Source organism: Streptomyces sp. NPDC088730, from assembly GCF_044751215.1.
GTDB lineage: Bacteria > Actinomycetota > Actinomycetes > Streptomycetales > Streptomycetaceae > Streptomyces.
This window is the reverse complement of sequence record NZ_JBIVLK010000033.1, coordinates 1-11,071: the sequence shown is the minus strand read 5'-3', so window position 1 is coordinate 11,071 and position 11,071 is coordinate 1. Positions and strand designations below refer to the sequence as shown.

The 11,071-nt window shown below is 73.7% G+C and carries 7 protein-coding genes and 2 pseudogenes; 2 read left to right on the top strand and 7 right to left on the bottom strand.

All coding sequences use genetic code 11. The annotated features are described in order from the left end of the window. Nucleotides 1–303 (top strand): annotated as a pseudogene (locus ACIP89_RS37700) (crotonyl-CoA carboxylase/reductase); the annotation flags it as partial. Further along, nucleotides 300–2,048, top strand: a complete 1,749-nt coding sequence (locus tag ACIP89_RS37695) for a 3-hydroxyacyl-CoA dehydrogenase family protein (protein ID WP_402119008.1) — start codon at nucleotides 300–302, stop codon at nucleotides 2,046–2,048. The pseudogene ACIP89_RS37700 and the gene ACIP89_RS37695, both read left to right, overlap by 4 nt. A gap of 72 nt (nucleotides 2,049–2,120) precedes the next feature. On the opposite strand, the pseudogene ACIP89_RS37690 reads toward ACIP89_RS37695, so the two are convergent. The 7 genes and pseudogenes from ACIP89_RS37690 to ACIP89_RS37660 form a co-directional block, all read right to left on the bottom strand. Continuing rightward, nucleotides 2,121–4,445, bottom strand: a pseudogene (locus ACIP89_RS37690) (AAA family ATPase); the annotation flags it as partial. Between the two features lie 194 nt (nucleotides 4,446–4,639). After that, complete coding sequence (locus tag ACIP89_RS37685; RefSeq protein ID WP_401934053.1) at nucleotides 4,640–5,485, bottom strand: 4'-phosphopantetheinyl transferase family protein; 846 nt, start codon at nucleotides 5,483–5,485, stop codon at nucleotides 4,640–4,642. Further along, a complete protein-coding gene (locus tag ACIP89_RS37680) occupies nucleotides 5,482–7,386 on the bottom strand; it encodes a polyketide synthase (protein ID WP_402119006.1) in 1,905 nt (634 codons plus the stop codon). Before ACIP89_RS37680 ends, ACIP89_RS37685 begins: the two co-directional genes overlap by 4 nt. Before the next feature lie 28 nt (nucleotides 7,387–7,414). Next, nucleotides 7,415–8,212: a phosphopantetheine-binding protein gene (locus ACIP89_RS37675; RefSeq protein ID WP_402119003.1), complete on the bottom strand. Its 798-nt coding sequence runs from the start codon at nucleotides 8,210–8,212 to the stop codon at nucleotides 7,415–7,417. 226 nt (nucleotides 8,213–8,438) lie between these two features. Then, on the bottom strand, nucleotides 8,439–9,143 hold the full coding sequence (locus ACIP89_RS37670) for a ScbR family autoregulator-binding transcription factor (protein ID WP_402119010.1): 705 nt from the start codon (nucleotides 9,141–9,143) through the stop codon (nucleotides 8,439–8,441). 18 nt (nucleotides 9,144–9,161) lie between these two features. Beyond that, nucleotides 9,162–9,992, bottom strand: coding sequence for a BTAD domain-containing putative transcriptional regulator (locus ACIP89_RS37665; RefSeq protein WP_401934060.1), 831 nt, complete (start codon nucleotides 9,990–9,992; stop codon nucleotides 9,162–9,164). Between the two features lie 268 nt (nucleotides 9,993–10,260). Beyond that, nucleotides 10,261–10,890: a ScbR family autoregulator-binding transcription factor gene (locus tag ACIP89_RS37660; RefSeq protein WP_401934063.1), complete on the bottom strand. Its 630-nt coding sequence runs from the start codon at nucleotides 10,888–10,890 to the stop codon at nucleotides 10,261–10,263. Nucleotides 10,891–11,071: the final 181 nt, after the last annotated feature.

The following is an 11,071-nucleotide window of genomic DNA, read 5'->3' as shown; positions in this document are numbered from 1 at the left end:
AACCGCTACCTGTGGATGTCGCTGAAGAAGATCGTGGGCTCGCACTTCGCCAACTACCGCGAGGCGTGGGAGGCCAACCGCCTCGTCGCCAAGGGGAAGATCCACCCGACGCTGTCGAGGACGTACCCGCTGGAGGAGACCGGCCAGGCCGCGTACGAGGTCCACCGCAACCTCCACCAGGGCAAGGTCGGCGTCCTGGCACTGGCCCCGCGCGAGGGGCTCGGCGTACGGAACGGGGAACTGCGCGAGAAGCACATCGACGCCATCAATCGTTTCCGGCAAGAGGAGGCGCGGACCTCATGACTGCGCGACAGACCACCACACCCGTGACGGGCATCGTCGGCCTGGGCTCGACGGGCGAGGCCCTTCTCCGTCTGCTGCACCGCGCGGGTCACACCGTCGTCGCCGTGGACAGCGACCTCGACGTCCTGGCCCGGACGGCCGGCCGGCTCAAAGCCGCGCTCGCCGCCGAGGACGGCCCGCAGCGCCCCGACGTCACCTTCACCGCCGACCACGGGGCGCTGCGCGCGGCCGGCCTGGTCATCGAGGCGGTGCCGGACGACCCGGCCGTCAAGAATGACGTGCTCGGCAGGATCGTCGCGGCCTGTCCGCCCGGCACCCCGGTGGTGACCACCACGGCGTCGCTGTCCGTCGCGCGGCTGGCCGTCGCCACCGGCCGCCCGGAAGACATCGCGGGGCTGCGGCTGTTCACCCCGCCCCTCGCAGGCGGCCCCGCGGAACCGGTACGGACAGCGCTGACCTCTCCGGACACCGCCGCCGCCGTGGACGCTCTGGTCGCAGCGGCCGGTCTCAGCCCGGTCGAGGTCGGCGCCCGGCCCGCCGCCGACGCCACCGCGCTGGTCCTCGGGTTCCTCAACCGGGCCGTCATCCTCTTCGACGAGGGGTACGCCACCCAGCACGACATCGACACCGCCATGCGGCTCGGCTGCGGACTGCCGGCGGGCCCCCTGGAGACGCTCGACCACATCGGCCTCGGGAACGCGCACACCGCGCTGACGGAGCTGTGGCGGCGCACCGGCGACCATGCCTTCGAACCCGCCCCGCTGCTCAGCCGCATGGTCGCGGCCGGACGGCTCGGCCGCACGAGCGGCGACGGGTTCTACACATACGACGAGACCGGAACCGTGACCGGCCGCGCGGCCGACGGCCCCGGCGACACGGGTGCCGCCAGCGTGCGGCGGGTGGGTGTGCTCGGCTCCGGCGCGATGGCGCGCGGGATCGCCGAGGTCACGGCGGGGGCCGGATACCCCACGGTCCTCGTGGCCCGCAGCGCGGAGAAGGCCGAGCTGGCGCTGAAGGCCGTCGACGAGTCCTTCACCCGGGGCATACGGCGTGGCCGGGTCACCGTGCAGACCAAGGCCTCGGCCCAGGAACTCCTCACCGGCGCCCATGACATGACGGCACTGGCCGACTGCGACCTGGTGATCGAGGCGGTGGCCGAGGACGTCCACGTCAAGCGCGCGATGTTCGCCGCGCTCGGCGAGGTCTGCGCGCCCGGCACCGTACTGGCCACCACCACATCGAGCCTCTCCGTCGCCGACTGCGCCGATGCGGCGGGCCGGCCGGCCGACGTCGTCGGAATCCACTTCTTCAACCCCGCGCCGGTGATGAAACTGGTGGAGCTGGCCCACACCGAGACGGTGGACCGGAAGGTCCTGGCCACGGCCCGTGCCTTCTGCCGCACCCTCGGCAAGACGACGGTGGCGTGCCCGGACCGCACCGGCTTCATCGTCAACAGCCTGCTGTTCCCCTACCTCGGCGCGGCCCTCGCCCTGCTGGAACGGCACGACGTGGACATCGAGGAGACGGACCACGCGATCCGGTCCGGATTCGGCTACCCCATGGGGCCGTTCGCGCTTCTCGACACCATCGGCCTCGATGTCTCACTCGCCATCCAGAACCGGCTGTACGAGTCCTTCAAGACACCCGAGCACGAACCGGCCGCTGTACTGGAAGAGCTGGTGGCCGCGGGACTGCTCGGCCGCAAGAACGGAAGGGGGCTGCTGACCTCGGTCCCACGCCGCTGACCGTTCCCCGGCCCCGGGACGACCCGTCCCGCGGGTGAGGGCCGGGGGCCGCGCCGCCACGAGCTCCGCCAGGTCCCGGCGGGACTTCACGCACAACTTGCGGTAGATCCGGGTCAGGTGCTGCTCCACCGTGCTGGTGGTGACGTACAGCCGGGCCGCGATGGCCCGATTCGTGCAGCCGTCGGCCGCCAGCACCGCGACCCGCCGCTCGGCGTCGGTCAGCCCGGCGATCGGATCGCCGTTCGCGGCGTCCTCACCGCGCAGGGCACGCAGAGCAACGGCGGCGGGGGTGCTCCAGCCGGCGGCGCCCTGCGGCTCCAGCCGCCAGTCGGCCAGCAGGTCCCGGCAGGCGTGGAAGTCGCCGAGGGCGGCCTCGGGGCGCCCCACGGCCAGTTGGTAGTGGCCCCTGGCCAGCAGATAGTGCAGCCCGGCCCGGGTGCGGAACATCGCGGCGGGCACGGGGACACGCAGCCGCGCCGCCGCCTCCTCGTACGCACCCCGGCGGGTCGCCGCCAGCACCGCCGCGGACAGCGGCATCCCGATGGCCACCCCCCAGGCCCCCGGCGACAGCAGCGACAGCGCCCGGCCCGCGTGCCCGGCGGCGAGGTCGTGCTCGCCGCCGCGCCCGTGCACCACGGCCGCCGCGGCGGCGGCCACCGCCCGGCGGGCCGGAGTCGCCGGTGTCCGCTCCCCGTCGGCGAGCAGCTCACACCACCGGGCGACCCGTCCGGTCTCCCCCGTGTGCAGCAGCGCCGACAGGACGGCGGCGACGGGCGGCGGCGGCGCGTGGTCGTAGACGATCGACTCCAGCACCCGCTCGGCGGCCTCGTCCCGCTGCTCGGCCACGCCTTCGGCCGGCTCCCGGCCGGCCTCCGCCGCATCGTGCGGGAGCGGCCCGGTGCCCGCACCCGGGTAGACGTACGCCAGCGCCGCGGCCGGCTCGCCCGGCCCTGCGGGGCCGTGCGGTTCCGACAGGACCCGCGCCGCGCCGGCCGGACGCCCGTGCCAGAGCAGCAGCCCCACCGCGCCCTCCGTGTCCGTGGCGGCCCCCGCCCCGGCGCCGGGGCTCCGTTCGAGGTCGGGCAGGTGCCGGATCACGGCTGCCGGATCGGTCTCCCACTCGGCGCGGGCCAGCATCGTCAGCAGCCCGGCCTCCTCGTGGCCGCCGGCCCGGTGGGCGGCGCGCAGGAAGTCCGCGGCCTGCCGCGCCCCGCCGCCGCTCATCGTGTGCCGGGCCGCCTCGGCGAGCACTTCGGCGGCCCACGCCGGACCGGGCCGGCCGCCGGCCGTCTCGGCGGCGACCAGGTGGCGGGCGACCGTGGCCGGTTCGGCGCCGTTCTCGTACAGCATCCGGCCGGCCGCGGTGTGCAGCCGGTGGGACTCCTCGGCGGACAGCTCCTCCAGCACGGCCGCCCGTACCCCCTCGTGGCGCAGCCGTCCGCCGTCGAGCAGCCCGATCGCGTCGAGCTCGTCCAGGCAGGGGCCGACAGCGCGTTCCGGGGTCTCCAGCAGCCGGGCGAGCAGGGTGAGCGTCGAGGATTCGGCGAGCACGGCCAGGCCCCGCGCGGCCGACACCGTGGGAGCACCGGCGCCCCGCAGGCAGCCGGTGACGCCCCGCCGGAACGCGGTGCCCGCCACCGGACGGGAGGGGCGCACCGGTTCACAGTCCCGGTGGTCGTCGAGCAGCCCGCACAGCAGCCGCAGGTTCCCGCCGGTGAAGCGGTGCCAGTCGGGGGCGAGCCGTCGCGCCGCCGGCAGTTCCATCGCGCCGCCAGAGGGCGCGGCGAGGAAATCGGCGACCCCGTCCCGGTCCAGCGTCGTGAGCGGTACGGCGGCGCAGCGGGGATGTCTCAGCAGCTCGGCCAGCGGCAGCGGCAGCGGGGGCCGGGAGCAGGGCTGCGGGCGGCCGCTCATCACCAGCAGGGTCCGGCTCGTCGCGAGCCGTCCGCACACGTACAGCAGGCATCGGGCGGAGGCCTCGTCCACGTGGTGCACATCGTCGACGAGGATCACCACCGGGGTGTCCGCGGCGAGTTCGCGCAGGGCTTCGTGGAGCACGGCCGGGTCGTCACCGCGCTCCCCGCCCGCGGCGGTGCCCTCGAAGGGGTACCGCGGTGCGGGTCCCCGTGCCCGGAGGTGGCGTTCGGCGTCCGGTCCGGCGCCGCTGAGCAACTGCCCCACGACCCCGGACGGGAGATCTGTCTCGGCCGGGGACGCGGACGCGTTCAGCACCAGCGCGCCCGTGCGCCCGGCCTCCTGCGCGAAAGCCCGCAGCAGGTCGCTCTTGCCGGTGCCGGGGCTGCCGGTGACGAGCGCCGCGCGGCCGTCGCCCCGCCGGGCAGCCTCGAAGAGCTCCCCGAGCAGGCCGAGTTGTGCGCCCTGCCGCGCCAGTCGCACCGGCCACCCCCACGTCGTCGGGCCGCCCTGATGGCCGCCGTCCGCTTCTGCGAAGTCTGCACAGGAACATGGAAGCCTCGCTGGTATCGGACCGGAGCCCCGGTCGAGCCGCTGATGGCGCCCCGCCCCGGCCGCCGGGCAGCAGCTCGTGATCGCCCGCCGGACCGGGCCGGGAGCCCTCCCTGCGCCGTCTCCTAGAACGGCGGTGCCGGCACGGCCACCGGCTCCGGCAGCGCCAGCAGCCGGGGCGCGCTCCGGTCCCACGGGAACCCGTGGTGCAGCTGGAAGACGGACGGCACATCGGTATCGGCCGCCACGGCAACGGCCGCCAGCACATCGGGCACCGGCTCCAGCTCGATGAACCGCCAGGGCAGCACGCCCTCGGTCCGGGGCGGCCGGAAGCCCCGTACTCCCCGGTCCTCGGCCAGGGTGAACGCGAAGCTGTCGAAGGGCAGCCCGAGCCCGAGTCCGCGCGCCTTGGAGTACGCCTCCTTCAGCGTCCACAGACGCAGCACCCGGCGGTTCCGGGGGCGACCAGGCGCGGCCTGGGCCACCCAGGCCCGTTCCTCGTCCGCGAAGGTCTCCACGATCGCCTCGAATCCCTGGTCACCGCGGTCGAGGCGCTCCACGTCCACCCCTATCCGATGGCGCCGGACCACGCCGAGGAAGTTGTGGCCGGCGGTGTGGGACAGGTTGAAGTCCAGCTCCCGGCCGCCGCGCGGCAGCCCTTCCACGGGCTTCTGCAGGAACGGCCGCCCGCGGGAGGACCGCCAGATCACGGCCTCCGCCTCGGGCACCCCGCCCTCCAGCGCCAGTACCCGGCGTACGAGTGTGTGGGCGACGAGGTACTGACGCCGGTCGCGCTCGAACAGGAACCGGCTCGCGATCTCCTGCTCGTGCTCGTCCAGCCAGTGTGCGGCCAGGGTGGTGGCGACCCCGGGAGCGAGTTCTTCGTTGGGGCAGAACCACAGTTTGACGGGTTCGGGCCGGTCGGGCACGAACCCGGCGACGGAGTGTTCCGGCGCCGTGAGGCCGGTCATCCGTCCCGCCCCGTCTCCTCCGCGGCCACCTCGGGTCCGATCCACAGGGGACGGCGCAGGAAGGCCGAAGGGGGCATCGGCACCAGGGCACCGCCGGGGCCGGGCCGGGGCTCCAGGGCGGCCCAGTCGACGTCGAGCCCGGACAGCCACAGGCGCGTCAGCTGCTCGGTACGGCCACCGCGCCACAGGGCGCCGAGGAAGTCGCGGGTCTCCGGCGCCTCGCCCAGGCCCAGCGCATCGGATCCGCCCGTGCGCAGATCCACGTAACGCACCCCGCCGTCAGGGGCACAACCGCGGTGACCACGGCTGTCGTGCACGTCATCGCCGGCTTCCCCGGCGTCCGCGCTCCGGCCCACGAATCCCCGCAGCAAGCTGACCAGTTGGGGGATGTCCCGGGCGAGGAGCGCGAGCCGGCACGGTCGTGCGGCGCGGCCGGCCCGCAGGGCGCGGGCCACATCCGCGAGTGCCACCCGCTCGTCACCGGTGGTGGTGTTCCCGCTCCCGGCGTTGTCCGAGGCGAGCCAGTCGGCGAGCCGGGCGGCGTTGGCGGCGAGATGGCCGGGGGTGGGGGCGGACAGCAGGATCAGCTCGTCGCGTTCGACGGTGTCGTCCCACGCCTCGTCGTGGCCGGACTGCGGATGCCGGTCCGGGACGAACTCCTCCAGGACGGCACGGGCGTCGAACGGGCCGCCCGCACCGGCGACCTCGACGACGGCCACCCGGGGCAGCTCCCGGCCCGACGCATCGCGGGGCCGCGGCCAGGACGTGGCCGTGTCCCTGCCCCCGGCGGGCGCGAGCGTGCCGTGCCGCAGCTGGAGCACGGCCGCGGTCAGCGCCGCGAGACCGGTGACCGCCCCGGCGTGGCCCACCCGGCAGGCAGTGGTCTCCCGGGTCTCGCGCAGGCCCGGTGTGCCGGTCCGGTCGTCGGCGCCCATCGAGGTGGAACGTACGACGGCATGCACGTGGTCACCGTCGGAGAGGGCGCGGGCGAGCGGCTTGAGCACCACTGCGCCCACCCCCTCCCCCGCGCCCTGCCGGCCGCGCGAGGGATGCAGCAGCAACTCGACCCCGCCTGCCACGGCCGCCGCGCACTCCCCGCGCCGCAGCGCACCGACGGCGAGGTGCACCGCGACGAGGGCGGAGGACTCCGCGGTGTCGACGGCCTGCGCCGGGCCGCTCAGTCCGAGCAGGCCGGACAGCCGGCCCGCCAGACTCCAGTGGCCGCTCTCCGGCATCTCCCGACCGCCACGCGCCCAGGCCTCGGCGGCCACCAGCGCGTAGTCGGCGGTGCTGACCCCGACGAACACCCCGAGGCCGCGCGGCGCCCCGCCGGGACCGGTCAGGGAGTCGAGCCGGGTGCCGGTGCAGCCCGCGTCTTCCAGCGCCTCCCAGGCGGTTTCGAGGAAGAGCCGGTCCTGGGGGTCGATCAGGCTCGCCCGCCGGGGGGTCAGCCCGAAGAACTCCGCGTCGAAGTCGGCGGCCCCGTCCAGGAAGTGCCCGCGCTGTCCCGCGCCGAGCAGCGACCCGCCGGGACGGGTGAGCGGCGCGGCCGACGAGGTGTCCCGCCCTTCGCGCACGTTCTGCCAGTAGGCACGCAGATCGGGGGCGAACGGGTACCGGCCGGAGATCCCGACGACGGCGAACCGGTCGTCGGTGTCCGGGACGTCGGCGCTGTGCGGAGCCCCCGACGGCAGCTGCGCCGAGAGCGCCGACGGTGTCTCGGGCCGGGGCTGCGCCGTCCCCGGACCGGGGCCCGGCGAGGGGGCTGGGTCCGCAGCCGGTGACAGGGCCGGCCGGGGAGCTGGTCCGGGCGCCGCCTCCAGCCCGGCCAGCAGCTGTACGGCGTGCCCGCGCTCCAGTGTTCCGGCTTTGAACCGGATGAGTATTTCTCGTTCGTCCATGGTCTTCCGCCTGTTCGAGCCCGCCTGCTCAAGCCCGCCTGGGCAGCAGCGTGAGCGCCTCGTCGATGGTGAGCCGGTCGTCCCGTACCGCGTCGAGCAGCGCCTGCACCCCCAGCGGCTCCGGAGCGGCCGTCCCCGAGACCGCCGTCACTGGAGTCCGCACGGCCGCCGGGGCCTTGGTCACGGAGGCGATGTGCGAGGCGACGGCGGCAAGATCGGGGTGCTCGTAGAGCGTGACCGCCCGCTCGCTCATGCCGTACGTACGGTTGATGACCGCCACGAACTGCGCGCCGATGATGGAGTCCACCCCGAGCAGACCGAAGGCGGCGGTGGGGTCGATGTCCCAGGGGTCGCAGCACAGGAGGCGGGCGAGTTCCTCCCGGAGGAGGTCGAGGATCTGCCGCGCCCCGGGGTCGGAGGACGCCGGCGCCGGAACCGGCCCGCCCGGCAGGGGCCCAGGCCCGGCAGCGGACGCGGGCCTCGGTACGGGCGCCGGTGACGGCATGGGCCGGGCCGCACCCACGATCGGGGGCATGACCCGGCTGCCGGGCCCGGACGACGGCCTGTCCGCGGCCGGGGAGTCCAGCACCCCCAGCTCACGTGCCACATGCCGGGCGAAGTCCAGCGGAGTCGGATGGTCGAGCAGCGCAGCGGCCCTCACGGCCGTGCCGTACCGGGCGTTCACCGTGGCGACGAACTCCACGGTCAGCAGCGAGTCGACGCCCAGCGACCGGAAGGTCTGCTCGGGATCGATCTTCTCGGGCTTCAGCCGCAGTGCGCCGGCGAGCACCGCGACGAGATCGGTCACCATGTCGCGGGGCGGCACGACTGCGCCTGCCCTGAGGGGAGTTTGACGTTCATGGGGCATGAATGGGCTCCAAAGTGTCTGTCCCGGCCGGCCAGTGAGGAAAGTGTTCGAAGGTGCGTCCGAACAGGGGCGATCGCCGCCCGTGCTGAACCGTGCGGCCGTGACCTGGTCCCGGGAGCGACCGCTCCCTCGCGACTACGTCGTACGAGCGAGCCCTGTCGCCGTAAGCGGTCCGCGGGGTGTCTCAGGCCGCGCGTTGCCCGCCGCGGCTCCCGGCGCCGAGCGGCCGGCCGGGAGCCCCGCCGAAGGCGGCCGAGGGGGTGCTCGCGGCGGGGACCGGCGGGCGGGTGCGATAGTTCGCGACGTCGTCCGGCGGCACCAGAGCCGACAGCAGCGGTTCCCACAGCGCGGCGACCCGGTCGCTGAGCCGCGGGTACGGGATACCGGTGCCTGCCAGCACCCCGATACCGCACACCGTCGCGGCCAGCAGCGTTGCGGGCCCGTCGCCCTCCGCGCGGGCCCGCAGCGCCCCCGCCTCGCGGGCCTGTCCGAGGAGCCTCAGCACCTCGGTGATCCAGTCCTGATGGAAGTCGGTGACGGGTGGCTGCCGCCCGGCGCACTCATTGGTGATCCGGAAGCTGGCCCGGATGACCGGGTCGTCGAGGAGCGTCCTGGCCAGCCAGTGCGTCATGTCGATGAGCATCTGCACCGGCGGCACGCCCGTCTCCGAGCGCTCCCTGATGAAGCCCTGCACCATGGCGCGCCCCCGCTCCTGCACCGCGTCGGCAAGCCCGTCCTTGGAGGAGAAGTGGAAGTACAGCGCCCCTTTCGTCATCCCCGCGGCCCCGGCTATCTCCCCCAGGGTCGCGTTGGCATAGCCGTTCCGGTTGAACATCTCCGCGCCCGCGTGGACCAGCTTCTGACGGGTCCGCTGCGATCTGGCCTGCATCTCGGCCACCCCCTCTTCTCAGCCGACCCGGCTGAGACGCTCGCCACCGGCAGCGGCCGGATCGAGGGTGGGCTCCGGACCCGACATCAGGATCGAGCGCTGCAGCCGCCGCAGCCCGGCGGACGGCTCGAACCCCAGCTCCCGCACCAGAACGGAGCGCAGTCGCTGATAGGCGTCGAGCGCCTCGCTGCGGCGCCCGGAGCGGTGCAGCGCCAGCATGAACTGGCCGTGCAGGTTCTCGTGGGTGCGGTAGCGGCTGACCAGCACGGTCAGCTCACCCAGCAGCTCGCGGTGCCGGCCCAGCCTCAGATCGGCCTCGATGCGCTGGTCCAGCGCGCAGAGCTGGGTCTCCTCCAGCCGTCGGATCTCCATCTCCAACTGCGTCCCGGCCTGGACGTCGGCCAGGGCGGAGCCGGTCCACAGTGAGAGCGCTTCGCCCAACTGCCGGGCCGCGGCCGGGAAGTCGCCCGCGTCCATCGCCCGGTACCCCAGGCCCGCCAGCCGCTCGAACTCGCGCACATCGCTGGCGCCACCGGCGGTCTTGAGCAGATAGCCACCCGGCGTGGTGACGAGCACGTCCTTGGCGGAGCGCGGCTCGGCCCCTTCCGGGTCCCGCAGGAGAGCGGTCGCGATCAGGTCCCGCAGCTGCAGTACGTAGGTCTGCAGCGTGGTGCGTGCGCTGCGTGGTGGGCGGTCACTCCACAGTTCCTCGATCAGGGTGGCCACGGGCACGACCTGGTCGGCGTGCAACGCCAGCAGGGCCAGTACCTGACGCGGCTTCGGTGCCGTCGGCGTCACCGAGAGCCCGTTCTCACGGACGGCCAACGCGCCCAATACATCGATATCCACGCCGTTTCCCCTATTCGTGCATGAATCGTGAGCCACTCGGAAGTACCTTGAGTAAAAAACAGGACACACGGTTTGTCAATATCAAACCGTCCAGGCTGTTTTATTTTTCCTCGGTCGAGCCCAACTGAAGCCTCTGACCTGGAGTTTCACGGATCGCACCAAACAGAGAACCCTCCGCACCCAGGGGTGCGGAGGGGAGGTCCGGCAGAGCTCCCGCCTGCCAGACCCTCGAAACAGCATGATCAGTATGTTGCTTGCGCGGCCGGCGTCACGGCGTGCCGGAGGCGGCCTCCCGGGGGCTCACTGACCTGCACGGAGTCTGCCGACTGGCCAGCCTCGGCAGCATCAGGTCCCAGAATCCGGTGATCGTCTCCGTGGACAGCCATTCCTTGTCCTCGCCGCCGAGCACCTCAAGGCCCACCGTCACGGCCACGATGGCGGGCGAGGCGTCGGCGGGCGACACCCCTTCGGCCAGTCCGCCTTCCGCATCGGCACGCCGCAGCATGTCCTCGATCCACCGCTGCCACCCCCGCCGGAGCCGGGGCTCCTCCCTCCAGGCCAGGTCCCCGCCCAGCTCGAAACCGGCCTGGATCACGATGTCGTCGGCCAGCCTGCTCATCAGCTCGTGCGTGGTGTCCACGAGTACCTGCAGGGCCTGGCCTCCCCCGTTCACGGCCTCTTCGGTGATCCGGCGCACGGTCTCCGCCGCCTCGTCCTCGACGGCTTGGGCGAGCATCTTCTTGTTCTCGAAGTGGAAGTGCAGCGCACCGTTGCTCACCCCGGCCCGGCGGCTGATCGCGGCCAGCGAAGCGGGGGCGAAGCCCTCCTGCGCGAACACTTCGGCGGCGGCATGGATCAACGACTGACGTGTGCGCGCCGCACGGTCCTGCTTGACCATCAATTGTCTCCTGATTACAGGGCTCAGCGGCTCGGCCCCCGAGGGAGCGGGCCCACCGCGCCCCGCCGTTCTTGACCTACTGCGGAGGGTTGCCGTGTTTGCGGGACGGCAGGTCTGCGTGCTTGGTGCGGAGCATCGCCAGGGAGGCGATCAGGACCTCGCGGGTCTCGGCGGGGTCGAT